This is a genomic window from Microcystis sp. M44BS1 (genome assembly GCF_020244875.1).
GTDB classification, from domain to species: domain Bacteria; phylum Cyanobacteriota; class Cyanobacteriia; order Cyanobacteriales; family Microcystaceae; genus Microcystis; species Microcystis panniformis.
This window is the reverse complement of the sequence record NZ_JADBVM010000219.1, coordinates 1-17092: the sequence shown is the minus strand read 5'-3', so window position 1 is coordinate 17092 and position 17092 is coordinate 1. Positions and strand designations below refer to the sequence as shown.

Genomic DNA, 17092 nt, shown 5'->3' with positions numbered 1-17092 from the left:
TCTAGAAAACAGAAAGGGTCAAAAAATCGGGAAAAAGCGAGAATCAAAGTAGCAAGGATTCACGCTCAAATCACCGATAGCAGAAAAGACCATTTACATAAGCTAACCACTCAATTAGTTCGGGAAAACCAAACGATTGTGGTTGAGAATTTAGCCGTCAAGAATATGGTCAAAAACCCGAAATTATCTCAGGCAATATCTGACGTTAGCTGGGGAGAAATCACTCGACAATTAGCCTATAAATGCCGTTGGTATGGCAGAAATTACATCGAAATAGATAGATGGTTTCCTAGCTCTAAAAGATGTAGTAATTGCGGGTATATTGCTGAGAAAATGCCGTTAAATGTTCGAGAGTGGGACTGTCCAGACTGTGGGATTCACCATGACCGAGATATTAACGCGAGTAAAAATATTTTGGCCGCAGGGCTTGCGGTGTCAGTCTGTAGAGCGACCTGATGACCAGAACAGAGTAAATCTGTTCTGGCAGGTGCGGAACCCCGCAAGGGAAAGAAGCAGAAACCTAAATCGTGAGGTTTGGGAATCGCCGTCCGTTTTACGGCGGCGAGGATGTCAACCTCCAGATGATTGGAATGACTTACTCAAAGAGGCGAAAAGTGCAATTAGCAGTTTACGGAAAGCTGCTTAGGGTTTGCTGAAAAAGCCGTAGGGTGCGTTCCCTAATGCAAGTCCTACTGCTCCACCAATCAATTTTGGGGAACGCACCATGCACGCTCATTGAAGTTGTGGGTTTAAGTGCGATGCCGAAGGCACTGCGTAGCAGTACGTCGCTCTGGTGGGTTTGGTTGACGGCCGAAGCCCCAACTGTGATCTTTGACTTCCCCATACAGAAATACTAAAAAATCAACAAAACCCTGACTGCAGGTCGCTTCTCAGAAAAAATTGAAAAGAGGCTACTGGGTACATTTTTCACTTGAAAATGGCTTTACCGTTGACTGTATCTGGAGTGGAGCGATTCCCTAGAGTTCGCTGTCTAGCGATCGCTAACCTGATTGTAACAGATAGTGTCATCAATCTCTAGAGTAAGCGATTCCCTCTGTAGCCATGTTTAGATAGCTAGTACATTTACACTGGAGAAGTTCAGTTATATCAAAGAATTTTAGTTATCTGGCTCTTCGGTTTATGTTATGCAATAGACGGGGGTTATAAGGGATGGAACCCTTATATAGAAAAGCATTTGGCGATTTTTGTCAATTGTTTTTGATCTAGAGCGAACTAATCAATTAAGTCTCTTGCCAGATAAGGATTTAGTCGATTTATGCTCCCCTATCGAACCATACTAAGTAACGAAGAACCAGCAATTCCAAATAGCCCACTTGATGTAAGTACAGTAGAGGAGAGGTGTTGACAATGACTTGAGGATTAGGCATTGACAATATCTTGTTCCAATTGTTCAGTCGTTAAAGAAAAAGGGGAGACTTGATAACGCCCCAAAATAGTTAAAAATTCTACTCGTGACATTCCGGCTAATTGGGCTGCACGTCCTGAAGATAGTTTGTCAAGTTCAAAAAGTTTAACGGCTGCCAATATTTTTAATTCTCTTGATAGATTTTCAGGAGTTTCTTTGAGACTAATTAAGATTTCTTCAGGAATTTCAAGGGAAATAGTGCTCATTTTCTTTCTCTCTCAATAATTGTCTCTATTCTACACCAATAAAATTAGTCCTTCTCTGTGAGCAGAATCAGTAACGGGTTTCCCCTCTCCAACCGACAGAATGAGCGGGTGCAGCCTATCTTGTCCTCAAGGGGTTGGAGACCAAGCCTCTACGGCTTTATGGCAATATAATCGTGCTTAATTTGGGTTAGCGATCGCGTTGAGGGGCAGTCAAGGGAGAACGCAAAGGCGAATCCGACATACTGCGCCACAATCCCTCACGGAAGACGATAGTTCGCCTGAGAAGGAGTAAAACAGGGGAAACTAATTGAGATTCCTTCTCCTGTGAATCGATGCGATCGCACTCTTAGGATACACTTATAAATGTGGTAAAATTTAAAATGAAAGCCAGAAAAACAATAAGGAAGTAAGGGCAGTAGCATGAACGACCAAAGTGCTGTAGATATTGAGCAATTCCTAGAGTATTTAGAAACTTCTGAGACGGCTGATGACGTGCTTCCCGAAGAAATTGAAGCGGCAGAGAAAGCCTATCAGGAGTATCTAGAAGGGCGCGATCCTGGCAAATCCTTAGTAAAGTTAAAGGCTGAATTAGGATGTGGCGTTACATCATCTTAAAACCAGCCGAGCGTTACCTAAAACGGTTACAGCCTCGTAGCCAAGAGCGTATCTTAAATGAACTGGATCAATTGCTGGTTAGTCCTACTCAGACAGATTTCAAGAAACTTAAAGGGCGTGAGGGTTATCGTCTGCGAGTTGGTAATTATCGGGTATTAATGCAAGTCAATCGAGAAGAACGGCTTTTCATTATCACTGAGATCGGTTCTCGTGGTGATATTTATAAATAATACCGAATCCGACATACCGCTCCACAATCCCTCACAGAAGAGGATGTTCGCCAGAGAAGGAGTAAAACGGGGGAAAGCACCTGAGACTGTTTCTTCTGTGAGTCGCTGTTCAGGAAGAGCTAGGATTAGTAGTTCCAGTGGTTCAGGGAGATGAACTGATTAGACAGAGGGATGTTAGCCGTTTCAAGATTGGCGATTGCCTTAACAACCTCCCCTCTACTGAGATTTTTTGAGTAGTCCCTATTCTCATAAATGGCCAAAATACCTGAATGGCGGGGGCTTTCTTGATGGAGGGCTTCAAAATCTCGGCAATTATGAGTTAGCAGGATTCGATTGTTTTGTCGGGCATAGTTCAAGACAACAGGATCAGGCTGTCCAGAAAGTCCTACTTCGTTGACCGTTATGACATCGTGACCAGCAACTCTCAGTATTTTGACAAGAACCTTGGCGAGGGAGTCTTCATCGATGAGTAACCGAAGGCTCAAGCACTATTCCCCTTTCTTCTAAATAACGGCGTTCTTCTTCTGCCTCTTGTTGCAAAAGAGACTGATGGGTTTGGCAATAACAAATAACTTCTTGAATCGCGGCTAAGGGTAAATCCCAATTATCTGCTGCTTCTAGGACGGTATCACCGTTGACCAGCAGATCCGACCAAACTGTATAGGCTCTTAGTTTCTTTCCCTTAAGGTAAAGCTGCTGTCGCCAGGAATGAGGACGCTTCTCTAAATACTGCCATTGGGTTTTTGCTGCGTTGGTGGTCATGGCGATGCCTTGATAAAAGCTCGTATCCCTAGTCTATCATCTGGTTGGTGCGGGGTAATCGTGCTTAATTTGGGTTAGCGATCGCGTTGAGGGGCAGTCAAGGGAGAACGCAAAGGCGAATCCGACATACTGCGCCACAATCCCTCACAGAAGACGATAGTTCGCCTGAGAAGGAGTAAAACAGGGGAAACTAATTGAGATTCCTTCCTTTGGGAGTCGCTGCTAGGGAGAGAAATATAAAGATTTATTAAATTGTAGCTTTTGATACTTTGTCGGGGGGGGAGTGTGTATAGTCCTTTTGTCCGTCTTTGTTGTTGGGTTGGGCTGTTGTTTGAACTAGGCTGCAAGAGGGGCGATCGCACTCCGAACCTGAAAAAGTAAAACTACAACCTTACACCAACAAAAACACTACTCAGGAGTAAAAAATGAAAAATTGCACATTAGCTTTGGCTCTTGGGACTGCTGTAGTTACTACAGTTCTTAGCTTGGTTGCTGAATCCGCTCACGCTCTTACATTCCGGTTCGATGGGTTACGAACTGATGATGATTCATTCGATTTAATCCTAACCACTGAAGATACACTAATAACTGAAAGTTATCCGTCTTACACTGACCCTCTGTGGGGGCCACTCGCTGGTACTTCCCCAGCTTATACCTTTACTGGTTACCGAGTCACGTCGGTGTCGGGGACATACACCGACGAAAGCATCACATATCCTATTGTTGGACTTCTTCCAGTTGGTTCGATTGTTTCCGCTGCTGGTGATCAGATTCCTCATTCCCCTACAGACAACCTTTTCAATCCCGATGGTGGATTTGCACCGGACTTCCCATTATTGCCAGTAGGAGACACATTCCGTAAATTTTCTTTTGGTGGTATAGCTTTCAATATCCAAGAAGGAACTTTGATAGAACCCTATCAAGTATTCGCCCGCTCAGATTTTAACTCAACTTGGTCGAACCCACCAGGCTTTTCTGACTATGCAGGCTGTCCCGGTTCTTGCGTTGGGGTTGTAGAAGTGGTGCCTGAACCCACTTCCACTCTCAGCCTTCTCGCCCTTGGCACTCTCGGTGCAGCCTCAACCCTCAAACGCAAACTGAAACCCTCTAAATCGACAGAAAAGGAAACCACAACAGTCTCCTAAAAACCATCAATAAAAAACTTGCGATCGCCCCTTCATTCACTCTCTTGAAGGGGTTTATTTTTACCATCTTTTTTAACCCAAAAAAAATCTCAGTGATCTTAGAAAAGGGTGAGAAACTCGGCTGAATTGATAATTGGAATCCCTTGATAAGTATCGATAATTAAAAAATCACCTTTTTTTGCGATCATAACTCGTGGTTAAATTAATCTGATGTTCGCGTTAAGGCTATTTTGAGACTTCCTCAACGAGGGAATCAGTGTTCAAGCCAACGACAGAATAAGAGTTTCAGCTTAACCCGTACTCACGTTAATTAGTCATCCCAATCTGAATTCCCAGGCAATCAAGTTAATCTAAAAGGTCTCTTGCATAAATCCGAAAACAAACGATAGAAACAATAATGGGAGGGACTTTCAGTTAATTATTTATTAGTAGTTGATAATCTTCAAAAATGTTGCTGTACAAGGATCGACTTAAGACTTTTGCAAGAGGTCTTTTGCAAGAGGTCTAAACAATTGCCTGACTTAAAGAATCTTGATTCTGGCTTTTTTGTAAGAGTTGAATGGGTTGATGAGTAACCAGAGAATAGAGAACATCAGGGTCAGAAACGTTGAATCCTGTAATAACTGGACTTCCCCCATACAGAAATACTAAAAAATTAACAAAACCCTTATGGAGCTTCTCAGAAAAAATTGAAAAGAGGCTACTGGGTACATTTTTCACTTGAAAATGGCTTTACCGTTGACTGTATCTGGAGTGGAGCGATTCCCTAGAGTTCGCTGTATAGCGATCGCTAACTTGATTGTAACAGATAGTGTCATCAATCTCTAGAGTAAGCGATTCCCTCTGTAGCCATGTTTAGATAGCTAGTACATTTACACTGGAGAAGTTCAGTTATATCAAAGAATTTTAGTTATTTTTTGACAAAAATTAGATAAATTGGCTTTTTTATCTAAAAACTCTAGTAATTCAGCTAGAGATTTTTGAGGATTTTTATATTTCTCGACCTGCCGATTTAGACTGAATTTAATTTCTTCGGGATATTCATCGAACAAATGACTTAAAAAAGTATCAGGAGATTGAGCCTTTATACCCCAAGTTTCTAAAGCTGAAAGTGAAAAATTGGTAAGATTATTAGTTAAAATTAGATTAGCTTTAGCCATAACAGCAGTTGCTAGAACATGACGGTCTTTTAAGTCATTTGTCATTAACTCAATTAAACCAGATGGCACTTCAATCATGGCTTCGGGAAAAGCTGCTTTCATTGTCTCCACTAAATTAAGGGCTTTTATTGAAGTTATATTATATCGATTAATCAGATTGCGGGTTGTTTCTTCTAAAATTAATTTCGACCAGTAAGGAGAGTATAAACCTTGCCAAGCAATTGATAATAAAGTATCGCGTAAATACTGAGGAATAAGAACACAAGCATCTAAAACAACCCTAGGCTCTGCTGTCATCTAGGTTTAATTCCTCATCTTTTCTGTATAGTCCTTCCGCTTCAGTCATGGCTACAAGGTTATTTAAAATTTGTTCTCTTTCTCGATATTTTTTCTCTTTATATATTAGCAAATCTTCTCGTTTTATTCGTTTATCACTGCCTACATTAGTCGATAAAATTTGCCCCTGTTCTAGTAATTTTATTAGATAAGAGTTAGAAACATTTAACAAATTAGCCGCTTCTTCTATAGTTAAATCCTGAGGGGTAACATTTAACTGAATTACCTGTCCCGATGCTAAGGCAGCCACACTGTAACGAAGTACCATTAAAACCGATTCGGGAATATGGATATTTTCTCCCTGTTCGGTTACGAGTCTCGTCGGTATTTCTCTATTAAGCAGCTGATTTAATTGGGTTATTTGTTCAGTTTCTTCGGGTTCGACAACAAAATGAGTTGGGTCAAAATTAGAATATTTACTCATATCAAAGAATGACTCCACGCATTTATATTATTTCACCTCATTTTAACATACCAATCTGACAGGGGGACAAGAACCCTGAAATTGATACATCATAAGCTTTATAGAGCTTTTGATCGAATAAGTTTTCCGCACTGGCTCTCATCTATCGATAAAATTCTGGCTCTTCTGGTTTCTGTCTGGAATTAATTTCTAGCTTTCTTCAGCCATTCCTAATATTTCTTGATAAAGAATTGGGCTAATTCTTTTGCCTTGACTCAAAAACTGATCTAAAATGGGTTTAACTTCAATAATAATTCCTTTCTTCTTGGCAATTAATAAAAGTCCAATTTTCGTCCTAATTTTTCGTCTATTAAGACTCGATTCGCTTTTAATTCTTCTGCCAAGATAATTGTAGCCGCTTCGCCTAAATCGAGTTTAAACTGAATTTGCAACTGTAATAATTGAGCGGGAGATTGAATGGTAAATACCTCAATCCACTGAGCAGTAGGAACAACCGAAGCAGCCCGATGATTTCCCGTGGTGACTTCATTATAAACTTCTTGGGGAATGATAATTTTACCAAAGAGTTTTTGGAGTAAGTTAAGTTGACCAACTTTAGCTAACTCACTTAACGGAGTGGTATTAGAGACAATAATCACGGGGGAGAATCTTCCAATAATTGGAGGGTCTCTGTAATTTCTTGTTCTAACTCTTCTCGATTTTGGTCGGGAAAGATGGCAACCCCATATTGACCCATAAGTTCGAGAACTTCTAAACGAGAGATTCCCAATAGCCTGCCGGCTATCCCACTACTAATTTCTCCATGTTTTAACAAAGTCATGATATATGCTATCTTAGCCTGTTCCTCTGCTTGTGAATGGAGAGATTCCGAGATATTAATAGGCAAATCAAATCGTATTGTTATGGTCATACGTCGGGATTATGCAGAAGTTTTTGGCTCTTTTAACTGCCAGATACTAACATTTTATACTAAATCCGTTGAGTAACGCACAGAAAACGGGTTTCTCGGAGAAACCCGTTTTCTGCTCATGCACTCATGCAAAAAGGGGAATAAATAATCAGTCTTTAATAACCAGATTTAGTATTACAACAGATTTGCGCCCGTAGGTTGATTTGATCTATCATTTTTCTAGAGTAAAAACAGACGGTTCTTCCTTACTTGGTATAGTTCGATAGGGTGGCATAAATCGACTAAATTCTTATCTGGCAAGAGATTTAATTGATTAGTTCCCTCTAGATCGAAAACAATTGATAAAAATCGCCAAATGCCTTTCTCTATAAGGGTTTCATCCCTTATAACCTCCGTCCATTGCATAACACAAACCGAAGAACCTTATTTAGGGTTTGCGGCAAAAAGCTTTTCGGTGGTGGCAGGGTGTGGGGTAGTGGAGCATTTGGCTGAAATTTCCCTAAACCCCTAAATCCCTATCACCCTATCTCTCGACTCCTGAATTCTGTCTCCGCGAGAGATTAACTTGCTTGGGAGGAGACAAAACCCGATAACTCGCGAAAACGGATCTCATCGCGGTGGGGATCAGAGCGACTAACTTGTACTTGGAAGCGATCGCCTAAAGATACCGAGCGCTCAAAACGATGGGGTAATTCTAACCCCAATTCCTCCAATAAAATCAAGCCTAAATTTTCCTCTTCCCGCAGCCAGCGCAATACCAGAGCTTGCCAGACTTGATCTCCCTGTCGTCGCAAAAATTCCAAACTCCAATAACGATTAGTTTGTCGTTCCACCGAGGTGGCTTCTTGGGCCGAACTAGCGACACTATAGAGAATTTCCTGCATTCTATCCCGGGTAAAAGGCAGTTTATCGCCCCGGAGATGGGCTTTTAGTTGAAAATGGGTCAAAAGGTCAGTATAACGGCGAATTGGTGAAGTTACTTGGGAATAGGTATTCAATCCCAGACTAGCATGACGGTTAGGAATCGTCGTCATCTCACTGCGCGGCATACAGCGACGCAAGGCACAGGAACGCACCGGGCCCGCAGGTAGTAAAATTAACTCCTCATCGGGGGGTAATTCCGGTTGTGGTTGTCCGCGGAAAGGCACGGGTATCTCGTGTTCCTGACAGTAGCGACCGGCGATTTCTCCGGCTAAAATCATCATTTCCGCCACTAATTGCCGAGATGGAGAAACTTCCTGCAATTCTACGATAATTTCGTCGTTATCCTTCACCTTAATGGATGATTCTGGCATTTGGATGTTAATCGATCCCTGAGATTTGCGCCATGCGTGGCGTTGTTTTGCCCAACGGTTGAGAATCTTCACTTCCGGTTCATGCTGCAGATCCAGATGTAACATTTCGTCCACATCTTCGTAGGTGAGGCGATAGGTAGGTTTAATTGTACTAGGATGAATCCGATAATCTGCGATCGCCCCTGTTTCATCGAGGATTACCCCAAAACTCAATGCGGGACACAGTTTACCCTGTACCAAACTCATCGGACCTGCGGCCAATTCTAGGGGAAACATGGGAACCATTCCCGTGGGAAGATAAAGACTGGTACTGCGACGACGCGCTTCTAGGTCTAATTCATCATCGGGATGCACTAAACGGCTAGGATCGGCAATATGGATCCAGAGACGATGACCACCATCCGCGAGCATTTCCACCGATAATCCGTCATCGATTTCCTCGGTACTTTCATCGTCGATGGTATAAATTTTTTGGTGGGTTAAATCGAGACGATTGTTGACATCCGCATCCGCAGGGGGATTGAGTAAATTAAGACGCGTCACATCAAGTACCTTTTTCGAGAATTGAACAGGGTAGGAACTGCGTCGCAGGAAAAGGTTTTCGTGACTACTCCACCATTTCAAATCGACTAACAATTCAAAAGCAGCCTCGGGGGTTTGGGAACGGCCCAGCAGCGAGAGTATGTCCATGGCTGCTGGATATTTTTGTTCGGGTTGGAGGATAAATTTTTCTAGAGATTCCAGACGAATTCGATCGCTTTCTGACCATTCTACCGTTTCACCGGCCAGGGCCTGTTGGAGACGTTGGAGAAATTGGCTTTTTTCCCGTTGACGCTGTTGTTCCACCTCTAGCTGGTGTTTGATTTCCTCTACCTGATTTTCCGAGCGGGCTTCGTAACCATCCCCTTTATTTTTAAAATAAACTTTATCATCACTCAAGAGACAATGGGCCGCATAGCAAAACTGGGGACCGCGATCGGAAAAGAGAATCTCGGCCATGGTTTCGGGAGTGACTAACTGATTTTCCCCGGCTAATAATTCCCAGGCCACTTCTAAACCACTAGCATCTAGATAGGGTTGGACTTCCCGCAGAAAATTGCCAATCTCTTTATAGTTGGACGGACCTGCTTTGATAATGTAATCGAAGCGTTGGGGACGCAGTTTATGCGGGTTTCCCCCTTGATCGATGACGATCCAATCTTTTTTACCTTCTGGGCGATCGATCACCCCTAAGCGCCTTTCTCCTTGGACTCGAAATTCTACCAGCGTTCCCTTTTCCACTGCTTCCCCTTACTGCCTATCTATTTTGTCTATTTTCTATCATCCTCGATCGATTACTCGATCGGCAAGAGCAATCATCAATCCCCACCCACTAGATAGGTATAACGTCGCAAACTGCGTTCATAATCCTGTAGTAGTAATTGGGATTCTTCCACAGTCATGCGATTTTCCTGCAAAGCTTGTTCACAACGAAGACGAATTCTTTCTAACAGGTCTTCCGCAGAATATTGTACATAACCTAATACTTCCGTGATCGTATCTCCTTTGACTAGATACTCGATATCGTATCCCTTGGGACTCATCTGAATATGTACCACGTTAGTATCGCCAAAAAGATTATGTAAATTGCCCATAATCTCTTGATAAGCACCCACCAGAAACATTCCTAGATAATAGGGTTCCGGAGAATGTTTCCCGTTTTTGTACTCCAACGGATGCAATTCTAAAACTGATTTTACGTCCCCGCGCAAATCGATAAACTGAGCAATTTTCCCATCACTATCACAGGTTAAATCGGCGAGAATTCCCCTTTGAGTAGGTTCTCGATCGAGACGATGGATCGGCATAATTGGGAATAGTTGATCGATCGCCCAACTATCGGGAACTGACTGAAAAACCGAGAGATTGGCATAATAAATTGAGGCCATAATTTGCTCTAAGTCTTCCAAGTCATCGGGAACATAATCCTCTTGTCGGGCCACTTGCAGAATTTTGTGACAACAAGCCCAGTACAATTGTTCGGCTCTAGCTCGTTCTTTGAGACTGAGATAACCGAAATTAAACAGACTAATCGCCTCCTCTTTGAACTGTCCCGCATCGTGATAAGCTTCCTGATAATTGCGCTCATCGATACCCGTGTAGGTTTCCCAGAGATTACGGAGGATAAGATGTTCTTTCCCATTGCAGGGATCGGGAGGATTTTGGGGAACCTCGCTACTTCCCAAGATATCAAAGACTAACACCGATTGATGAGAAGCGATCGCCCGTCCACTTTCACTGATGAGAATTGGGGGTGAAATCTGGGCATCTTCACAAGCTTCTTTGACCTCAGCCACGATATCATTAGCATAATTCTGCATATTGTAGTTTTTTGAGGCGTAGAAGTTAGTTTTTGAGCCATCATAATCGACCCCTAAACCACCCCCCACATCGAGATAGGTCATATTTGCCCCTAATTTCGCTAATTCCACATAAATCTGACTAGCTTCGCGAATGGCATCCTTAATGACGCTAATAGCGGAGATTTGCGACCCGATATGATAGTGCAGCAGTTGCAGACAATCTAACATTCCCGCTTGTTCTAATTCCGTCACCACCGTTAAGATTTCGGGGACGGTTAAACCGAATTTTGCCCGGTCTCCCGTGGAACATCCCCAACGGCCCACCCCTTTTGTCCCCAGTTTCGCACGCACTCCCAAATGAGGGGCAATTCCTAACTGACGACTGACGCGCAGGGTTAAATATAATTCTTCCAATTGTTCGATGACAATCAAAGGCCGATGACCGAGACGAGTGGTCAACAGGGCTGTTTCCAGGTATTCTTTGTCCTTATAGCCGTTACAAATTAGCAATGGTTGTGTTTTGTCATTTTTGCCGTTTAAGGCAGGTTCTAGGGTAGCTAAAGCAATCATTAGCTCAGGTTTTGAACCAGCCTCCAACCCAAATTGATAGGGTTTGCCAAAACGCACTAAAGACTCGACGATGTGACGGTGTTGATTGCACTTGATCGGATAGACACCGCGATAGACATTGGCATAATTATAACGGGCGATCGCTCGGTTAAAACAGGCATTCAGGCGCTCGATCCGGTCTTCCAAAATATCACTAAACCGAATTAACAAGGGTAAACCGATATTACGCCGCTTAATCGCCGAAACTAACTCGTATAAGTCCAAAGAACCGCCCCTTTCTCCCTGGGGCGAGACGGTGATATTTCCCGCGGCATTAATCGAGAAATAGGGTTCTCCCCAGCCTTGGATGCGATAGAGATTTTCGCTATCTTCGATCGACCAATGTTTAACGGGGGCAACTTTTTCGAGGTTGTTACCGTCAGAAGGGGTCAGATCAAGTTGAGATAATTGCTTTTCTAGTTTCTTAAGTTGAGTTTTACCCGCCATTGTCTATCGATCGCTCCGTGTGAGACTCCAATCTTCTATCTTAAGTCAGACTTCCTGTCTGCGACCAAGATTCCGATCGTGATAGAATCTATTAGCCGTTAGGAGGCAAAAGGCAAGGGGCCGCTTTGTACACCCTAAACCCCACCCCCCAATCTCCCCATTCCCCCATCACCCCAACACCCTTCTACCAAAAATTTTATAGTGAACCGCTTATGCAATTATTAGACTCAAAAGGACGTTTATTCGGTAAATTTAGCTTGCTTGATATCGGAGCGGCCTTAGTAATTTTATTGACAATTATCGGTATTTTTGTTGTCCCTGGAACGAGTGGTAAAAGTACGATCGCTCAAGTTACCAAAGAACCCATAGAAGTGGATGTTATTGTCCGGGGTTTAAGTGTTCTCAATCCCAATGCTTTGATTAATCAATTCAATACCGAGAAGAAAACTAATATTGTTATTCGTAATCAACCGGCCGGTCAAGTGGATATAAAAAATGTTAAACCTTTATCGAGAAATGTCTTAGTTCCGCAGCCAGATGGTAGTGTAAAAGTCCTACCCGATCCCCGCACAGAAAACTATTCTCAAGATATGATTATGACTCTCAGTGGTCAAGCGGAAGTTACTGATACTGGTGCGGTTGTTGGCGGTCAAAAGGTGAAAATTGGCACTTTAATCGAGTTAGAAGGAGATAACTATAATTTCAACACCAGTGTTATCGATGTCCGTTTACCAAAAAGGTCTTAGTTAGTAAACAGTGAGCAGTAAACAGTGAAAAGACAGCAGGAAACTTCCATGTAACACTGCTCACTTGAAAACTCAAATCTGATAACTGATAACTGATAACTGATAAGAGGATTAACTGCTATTTATACACCGCCTTTAGCTCGTTTGATCGAGCAGTTACAAAAATTACCCGGGGTGGGACCCAAAAGCGCCCAACGTTTGGCCCTGTATATTCTCAAACGACCGGAACAAGATGCGATCGAATTGGCCCAGGCGATCGTGGCAGCCAAAAAACAAGTAGGATTATGTCAGGTTTGTTTTCATCTTTCGGCCGAACCGATCTGCGAAATTTGCCGCAATCCTAACCGGGAAACGGGGACTATCTGTGTGGTAGCTGACTCCAGAGATGTGATTGCTTTGGAGAAAACTAGGGAATATTCGGGCAAATATCACGTTTTAGGGGGTGTTATCTCACCTATGGATGGGATTGGACCGGATCAATTAAATATACAGTCTTTAGTCACCAGAGTCAGCCAGAAAAAAATTCAGGAAGTTATCTTAGCTATCAGTCCCAGTGTCGAAGGGGAAACCACGACTTTGTATATCGGGGGTTTACTAAAACCCTTCACTAAAGTTACCCGTATCGCTTTTGGGTTGCCCATGGGCGGCGATCTAGAATACGCTGATGAAGTAACCCTAGCGAGAGCTTTAGAAGGTCGTCGGGAATTGTAAAATCTCGCCAAGGTTGGGATTAAGTAGGGCTTGCTGAATAAATGTGAAATGTAGGCAAGGTAAGGGTTTTGTGGCTTTTCTCGTGAAACAGGTGCAAGATTTTGAAAGAATCGTGCTTCAAAACCTTGCGTCTTCATCGGCCCGCGTCCTGTAGGGGCGAAGCATTCGGGCAATAACCTATCGGTGAAACCGGAGATTTTCTATCCGAATGCTTCGCCCGTACTTTTTCAGCAGACCCTAACTATTCTGGAAAGATTTGGCAGATTAAGTGGCTTGGGCAAGGAAACAGAGATGAAACGAGATGAGGTACTGGCAATTCTAGACGCACACAGGGAAGAGTTACAAAAACTGGGGGTCAAATCTTTGTCTTTATTTGGTTCAGTTGCCAGGGATGAAGCTCATGCGGACAGTGATGTGGACTTGTTAGTAGAATTTAATCGACAAGGTGGTTTTTTTCAACTTCTGCAAGTACAGTATTATTTAGAAGATATTCTGGGATGTTCTGTGGATTTAGGAACTCAGGATGCCTTAAGAGAACATTTACGAGAACCTGTGCTGGAGGATGTTATCAATGCCTTCTAGAGATTGGCGACTTCGCCTTCAAGACATTTTAGAATCTATCAGGGAAATTGAACAGCGTACAAAGGGAATGACGTTTGAGGAATTTGCTAAGAATCAAACAACTGTCAAAGCGGTTCTCTATGATTTTATCATTATTGGAGAAGCAACTAGAAATGTACCAAAGGAAATTCAGTCTCGCCATCCTCTTATTCCTTGGCGTTTGATGGGAGGAATGAGAAATGTTGCAACTCACGAATATTTTCAAGTTAATTTAAGTAGAGTTTGGGCAACAATTCAAGAAGATTTACCGACCTTAGTGCCACAACTACAAGAAGTGTTAGAAAGCGAAATAGAAGCAGAATAGTTGTTGGATAAGCGAAAGCAAAAAAATACACCCCTTCAACTGACTGAATAAAGGGGTGGCAATGGTCGTATTTTTAGAAGCAATTTAGCCTACTTTTGTGGTTTCTTGTCCGGTGGATTTAGAGGACTTCAGTTTGCGCTTGAGGGTTGAGGTTGCGCCGAGTGTACCGAGGGCGAGGAGGCTTAAAATAGAAGAAGGCTCTGGAGATTTTACGCTGGCAAAACCAACAATATAATTGCCACTAATATCGGTAGGAACAGTATCGGTAGCCCCTGGAGCATCATCAAGAGCTTTCCATGTCGTCCCATCATATAGAAAACCATGAGCTAGACCATTAGGACTTTTTCGATAGTAACCAACAAGGTTATTCCCATCAATACCAACTACACCTGTTCCTTTTGCTCCTGGAAAGTTCAGAGTATTCCATGTCGTTCCATCATATAGGAAACCATTTTCAACTCCATTAGCATCTAGGTATAATCCCACAATATTGTTATTAGAAATGCCAAAAGCGTATGTTAGTGTTGATCCTGGAAAGTCAAGATTAGTCCACGTTGTTCCATTGTATAGATATCCATGATCCGTACCACCTTCTCTATAGGCGCCAACGATATTACCACCTTGGACTCCATAAGCCGCTGTTGCTTCTGCTCCAGGAAAATCAAGTGTGTTCCAAGTTACTCCATTATATAGATATCCACGTCTTTGATTTGAAGTATCTCCATACCAACCAACGATATTATTACCATCAATACCATAGGCGTGTGTAAATGTTGAGTTTGGTACATCGATATAATTCCAAGTCACACCGTCGTATAAAAAACCGCGTGCATTTCCTTGATTGTCCTTATACCAACCAACAATATTAGTGCCGTCTATTGAACGAGCACTTGTCTCTAATGATTCGGGTACATTGAGGATAGTATAATTATTGCCGTCCGTAACGAAGCCAAAAAACGTCTCCTCTAGAGCATTTACTTTATCGGGCATCAGCCCGCCAGTAAAAACTGCTACTAATGTAATGCCAGCAGTTGTAATGCCAGCAGTTTTTGAAAAACTTTTTATACCTAACCTATTCATAAACTCTTTTTTGATTGCAGAGAAGGTGGACTTACCGAAACTATACACACTACCCCCCCCATAACTGTATCAAAAGCTACAATTTACAAATCTTTACATTCCCCTCCCTAACACGGACTCACCTGGGACAATAGGGACATCCCCCAAGAAATGCCTCCTCAACGCTCAGATGAGTTTGGAGTTAGAGGACAACCAGAATAACTACCCATATCAACTGACGGGACTTAAATGCCCCAATTCGACGCTCACCGCATCAAAGCGATTGTCCCCAGGGCGATAGGAGAGAATTTCCAAGCCAATCGGCTCGCCACTGGTGGAATCCTTAATCAAAATCACTCCATCCCCCAGTTCAGTACAAATCTGCTCCTTTCTGGGGGATTGCCAAAAGACAGTGAGTAATTCCGTTTCCGGTTCATAGAAAACTTTTACTTGAGCCATAGCGTTTTCCCTTAAGCAGAATTTACGCCGCCTCCAGTTCATAATGCAAGACCAGAAGCTCATCGCCTGGCAGAATAGCCATCGCATATTCCCGCCCCTGACTGTCAGAAAATTCCACTAAATATTGATAGCGCGAACCTTTTTCATATACCTCAACCACTGTTCCCACCTGTCCGCTTGGCAAGCTGGGGACAGCTTCATAATCTGGCTCAACTAAAGTCAATCGCTCCCGAGGGACGGAGTTGAGGATGGCAACCGGATCTAAGAGTTTGATGTCTTTCATTTTACTTCACTTGATAAAGGCAGAAATTAGGCGAGGGTTGGGATTAATTAAGCCGATTTCCCAGATAGTTCGCAGTTGTGTTCCTTCCCGTTTTGGTATCGTCCAATCCACTTTAAACTGCTGGCCGAATTCCGTGACCGCTTGTTGCACAACTTCCCCCTCCAGGGCAGCCTGTTCGATGAGCGATCGCAAAACCTCAGCATTCTCGGCAGTTATTCCCAGACGAGAGCGAAAGACTCTGGCTTTATTTTTTCCCCTGGAATGTTCTGGATTTAAGCAATAGCCAATCAGTTTTTCCATCGAGACTTCTGCCAGTTCCCCGTTGGGTAATTTCATCTGCGGCACTCCGAACTTTCTGATTCCCCTCAGAGCAATTCTATTCGCAATTGGCGGCCTACCACAGAAGCCGCCCGTTGGATGGTATCGAGAGAAACGCCCGCCTTTTCCGGATCGAGGGGGCGGTCGAGTTGCGCCCGGCTGGTCTGCATCTGCACCGCCATCTCTGTTTTGGTCAGAGAGAGCCGTTTCATCTCCTCAGCCAACTGCCGCAACCGCACCCGTTTGAGCGCCGCCGCACTACAGTCCTCGTAAAGACCTTCTTCTTTGAGAAAATCATCGAAATCAGAGCCAGTATGGGGGTTAGCGGTCATATTTTTCGTGTTCCTTCTTGCGCTTGAGAGCTAAATCGATTTCCTGTTTGGGGGTTTTTTGGGACTTCGCCGATGTTGCCGTGCAGCAAAATCATCTCCCCTTGGCTGATGTAGAAAATGACCCGTGCGATGCGCCCGCCAGTCAGCTTGCTCCGCACTTCCCACAGGTCTTTGTAGCCAGAAAGGGAACGGCATAGGGGCAAGCCGATGGGGGTAGTGATTCGGTAGTAGTGGTAAGCCATCTTGCTTATCTGGACTGAGTCGTGTAGAATATTTACTAATAAAAATAATTGCTTGATAAATGTTGGGGATTTGGTTTTTATGATTGCTATTTTTATCAATATCTTCTCTT

Annotated in this window: 20 protein-coding genes and 4 pseudogenes; 8 read left to right on the top strand and 16 right to left on the bottom strand. The window is 43.2% G+C overall.

The window, feature by feature from the left end; genetic code table 11:
• Nucleotides 1-531, top strand: a pseudogene (locus IM515_RS17180) (RNA-guided endonuclease TnpB family protein); the annotation flags it as partial.
• An 849-nt stretch (nucleotides 532-1380) separates the two neighbouring features.
• Here IM515_RS17180 and IM515_RS17175 read toward each other — a convergent pair.
• The gene (locus tag IM515_RS17175) at nucleotides 1381-1632 is read right to left on the bottom strand and encodes a UPF0175 family protein (RefSeq protein ID WP_002764591.1); all 252 of its coding nucleotides are present in this window, start codon (nucleotides 1630-1632) and stop codon (nucleotides 1381-1383) included.
• A gap of 420 nt (nucleotides 1633-2052) precedes the next feature.
• On the opposite strand from IM515_RS17175, the gene IM515_RS17170 reads away from it, so the two are divergent.
• On the top strand, nucleotides 2053-2247 hold the full coding sequence (locus IM515_RS17170; protein ID WP_004162545.1) for a hypothetical protein: 195 nt from the start codon (nucleotides 2053-2055) through the stop codon (nucleotides 2245-2247).
• Nucleotides 2226-2477: a type II toxin-antitoxin system RelE family toxin gene (locus IM515_RS17165; protein WP_004162546.1), complete on the top strand. Its 252-nt coding sequence runs from the start codon at nucleotides 2226-2228 to the stop codon at nucleotides 2475-2477. Before IM515_RS17170 ends, IM515_RS17165 begins: the two co-directional genes overlap by 22 nt.
• Before the next feature lie 125 nt (nucleotides 2478-2602).
• Here the strand turns inward: IM515_RS17165 and IM515_RS17160 are convergent, their stop codons facing one another.
• Together IM515_RS17160 and IM515_RS17155 are read right to left on the bottom strand one after the other, a co-directional pair.
• Nucleotides 2603-2962: a DUF5615 family PIN-like protein gene (locus IM515_RS17160; RefSeq protein ID WP_079209849.1), complete on the bottom strand. Its 360-nt coding sequence runs from the start codon at nucleotides 2960-2962 to the stop codon at nucleotides 2603-2605.
• Nucleotides 2937-3239, bottom strand: coding sequence for a hypothetical protein (locus IM515_RS17155; protein ID WP_287630253.1), 303 nt, complete (start codon nucleotides 3237-3239; stop codon nucleotides 2937-2939). Before IM515_RS17155 ends, IM515_RS17160 begins: the two co-directional genes overlap by 26 nt.
• A gap of 425 nt (nucleotides 3240-3664) precedes the next feature.
• On the opposite strand from IM515_RS17155, the gene IM515_RS17150 reads away from it, so the two are divergent.
• The gene (locus IM515_RS17150; RefSeq protein ID WP_190359399.1) at nucleotides 3665-4384 is read left to right on the top strand and encodes a PEP-CTERM sorting domain-containing protein; all 720 of its coding nucleotides are present in this window, start codon (nucleotides 3665-3667) and stop codon (nucleotides 4382-4384) included.
• 896 nt (nucleotides 4385-5280) lie between these two features.
• On the opposite strand, the gene IM515_RS17145 is transcribed toward IM515_RS17150, so the two are convergent.
• The 7 genes and pseudogenes from IM515_RS17145 to speA form a co-directional block, all read right to left on the bottom strand.
• Entirely contained in the window at nucleotides 5281-5841 is a 561-nt protein-coding gene (locus tag IM515_RS17145; RefSeq protein ID WP_287630256.1) for a PIN domain-containing protein, read from the bottom strand.
• Nucleotides 5825-6304, bottom strand: coding sequence for an excisionase family DNA-binding protein (locus tag IM515_RS17140; RefSeq protein ID WP_287630258.1), 480 nt, complete (start codon nucleotides 6302-6304; stop codon nucleotides 5825-5827). The genes IM515_RS17145 and IM515_RS17140 overlap by 17 nt, the downstream gene beginning before the upstream one ends.
• Before the next feature lie 189 nt (nucleotides 6305-6493).
• Nucleotides 6494-6942: pseudogene (locus IM515_RS17130) on the bottom strand (PIN domain-containing protein).
• A complete protein-coding gene (locus tag IM515_RS17125) occupies nucleotides 6939-7214 on the bottom strand; it encodes a UPF0175 family protein (protein ID WP_190359402.1) in 276 nt (91 codons plus the stop codon). Before IM515_RS17125 ends, IM515_RS17130 begins: the two are co-directional and overlap by 4 nt.
• A 219-nt stretch (nucleotides 7215-7433) precedes the next feature.
• Nucleotides 7434-7619 (bottom strand): hypothetical protein, encoded by a 186-nt coding sequence (locus IM515_RS25970; RefSeq protein ID WP_346304790.1) that lies wholly within the window; start codon nucleotides 7617-7619, stop codon nucleotides 7434-7436.
• 155 nt (nucleotides 7620-7774) lie between these two features.
• Entirely contained in the window at nucleotides 7775-9790 is a 2016-nt protein-coding gene (locus tag IM515_RS17120; RefSeq protein WP_287630262.1) for a ribonuclease catalytic domain-containing protein, read from the bottom strand.
• A 77-nt stretch (nucleotides 9791-9867) separates the two neighbouring features.
• A complete protein-coding gene (gene speA, locus IM515_RS17115; RefSeq protein WP_287630264.1) occupies nucleotides 9868-11907 on the bottom strand; it encodes a biosynthetic arginine decarboxylase in 2040 nt (679 codons plus the stop codon).
• Between the two features lie 212 nt (nucleotides 11908-12119).
• On the opposite strand from speA, the gene IM515_RS17110 reads away from it, so the two are divergent.
• From IM515_RS17110 to IM515_RS17095, 4 genes are all read left to right on the top strand, one after another.
• Nucleotides 12120-12653 carry a DUF4330 domain-containing protein gene (locus IM515_RS17110; RefSeq protein ID WP_002737551.1) on the top strand — a complete coding sequence of 178 codons (534 nt, stop codon included), beginning with the start codon at nucleotides 12120-12122 and terminating at the stop codon, nucleotides 12651-12653.
• 120 nt (nucleotides 12654-12773) lie between these two features.
• On the top strand, nucleotides 12774-13364 hold the full coding sequence (gene recR, locus IM515_RS17105) for a recombination mediator RecR (RefSeq protein WP_043999193.1): 591 nt from the start codon (nucleotides 12774-12776) through the stop codon (nucleotides 13362-13364).
• 291 nt (nucleotides 13365-13655) lie between these two features.
• The gene (locus IM515_RS17100; protein ID WP_043996430.1) at nucleotides 13656-13946 is read left to right on the top strand and encodes a nucleotidyltransferase family protein; all 291 of its coding nucleotides are present in this window, start codon (nucleotides 13656-13658) and stop codon (nucleotides 13944-13946) included.
• Nucleotides 13936-14289: a HepT-like ribonuclease domain-containing protein gene (locus IM515_RS17095; RefSeq protein ID WP_287629883.1), complete on the top strand. Its 354-nt coding sequence runs from the start codon at nucleotides 13936-13938 to the stop codon at nucleotides 14287-14289. The genes IM515_RS17100 and IM515_RS17095 overlap by 11 nt, the downstream gene beginning before the upstream one ends.
• 84 nt (nucleotides 14290-14373) lie before the next feature.
• On the opposite strand, the pseudogene IM515_RS17090 reads toward IM515_RS17095, so the two are convergent.
• From IM515_RS17090 to IM515_RS17065, 6 genes and pseudogenes are all read right to left on the bottom strand, one after another.
• A pseudogene (locus tag IM515_RS17090) lies at nucleotides 14374-14493 on the bottom strand (PEP-CTERM sorting domain-containing protein); the annotation flags it as partial.
• Between the two features lie 1086 nt (nucleotides 14494-15579).
• Nucleotides 15580-15807 carry a hypothetical protein gene (locus tag IM515_RS17085; protein ID WP_002756985.1) on the bottom strand — a complete coding sequence of 76 codons (228 nt, stop codon included), beginning with the start codon at nucleotides 15805-15807 and terminating at the stop codon, nucleotides 15580-15582.
• Nucleotides 15808-15829: 22 nt separating this feature from the next.
• Nucleotides 15830-16090 (bottom strand): DUF4926 domain-containing protein, encoded by a 261-nt coding sequence (locus tag IM515_RS17080; protein WP_002765844.1) that lies wholly within the window; start codon nucleotides 16088-16090, stop codon nucleotides 15830-15832.
• Nucleotides 16091-16096: 6 nt separating this feature from the next.
• Nucleotides 16097-16426 (bottom strand): DUF6883 domain-containing protein, encoded by a 330-nt coding sequence (locus IM515_RS17075; protein ID WP_002765845.1) that lies wholly within the window; start codon nucleotides 16424-16426, stop codon nucleotides 16097-16099.
• 29 nt (nucleotides 16427-16455) lie between these two features.
• Nucleotides 16456-16740 carry a hypothetical protein gene (locus tag IM515_RS17070; RefSeq protein ID WP_287629882.1) on the bottom strand — a complete coding sequence of 95 codons (285 nt, stop codon included), beginning with the start codon at nucleotides 16738-16740 and terminating at the stop codon, nucleotides 16456-16458.
• Nucleotides 16737-17092, bottom strand: a pseudogene (locus IM515_RS17065) (hypothetical protein); the annotation flags it as partial. The pseudogene IM515_RS17065 and the gene IM515_RS17070, both read right to left, overlap by 4 nt.

Bases quoted from the DNA above. Each gene is read 5' to 3' on its own strand.
- IM515_RS17170 (WP_004162545.1), top strand. From the start codon at position 2,053: ATGAACGACCAAAGTGCTGTAGATATTGAGCAATTCCTAGAGTATTTA.
- IM515_RS17100 (WP_043996430.1), top strand. From the start codon at position 13,656: ATGAAACGAGATGAGGTACTGGCAATTCTAGACGCACACAGGGAAGAG.
- IM515_RS17140 (WP_287630258.1), bottom strand. From the start codon at position 6,304: ATGAGTAAATATTCTAATTTTGACCCAACTCATTTTGTTGTCGAACCC.
- IM515_RS17085 (WP_002756985.1), bottom strand. From the start codon at position 15,807: ATGGCTCAAGTAAAAGTTTTCTATGAACCGGAAACGGAATTACTCACT.
- IM515_RS17125 (WP_190359402.1), bottom strand. From the start codon at position 7,214: ATGACCATAACAATACGATTTGATTTGCCTATTAATATCTCGGAATCT.
- IM515_RS17095 (WP_287629883.1), top strand. From the start codon at position 13,936: ATGCCTTCTAGAGATTGGCGACTTCGCCTTCAAGACATTTTAGAATCT.
- IM515_RS17145 (WP_287630256.1), bottom strand. From the start codon at position 5,841: ATGACAGCAGAGCCTAGGGTTGTTTTAGATGCTTGTGTTCTTATTCCT.
- IM515_RS17150 (WP_190359399.1), top strand. From the start codon at position 3,665: ATGAAAAATTGCACATTAGCTTTGGCTCTTGGGACTGCTGTAGTTACT.
- IM515_RS17165 (WP_004162546.1), top strand. From the start codon at position 2,226: ATGTGGCGTTACATCATCTTAAAACCAGCCGAGCGTTACCTAAAACGG.
- speA (WP_287630264.1), bottom strand. From the start codon at position 11,907: ATGGCGGGTAAAACTCAACTTAAGAAACTAGAAAAGCAATTATCTCAA.
- IM515_RS25970 (WP_346304790.1), bottom strand. From the start codon at position 7,619: ATGCAATGGACGGAGGTTATAAGGGATGAAACCCTTATAGAGAAAGGC.
- IM515_RS17075 (WP_002765845.1), bottom strand. From the start codon at position 16,426: ATGAAATTACCCAACGGGGAACTGGCAGAAGTCTCGATGGAAAAACTG.
- IM515_RS17080 (WP_002765844.1), bottom strand. From the start codon at position 16,090: ATGAAAGACATCAAACTCTTAGATCCGGTTGCCATCCTCAACTCCGTC.
- IM515_RS17110 (WP_002737551.1), top strand. From the start codon at position 12,120: ATGCAATTATTAGACTCAAAAGGACGTTTATTCGGTAAATTTAGCTTG.
- IM515_RS17070 (WP_287629882.1), bottom strand. From the start codon at position 16,740: ATGACCGCTAACCCCCATACTGGCTCTGATTTCGATGATTTTCTCAAA.
- IM515_RS17175 (WP_002764591.1), bottom strand. From the start codon at position 1,632: ATGAGCACTATTTCCCTTGAAATTCCTGAAGAAATCTTAATTAGTCTC.
- IM515_RS17155 (WP_287630253.1), bottom strand. From the start codon at position 3,239: ATGACCACCAACGCAGCAAAAACCCAATGGCAGTATTTAGAGAAGCGT.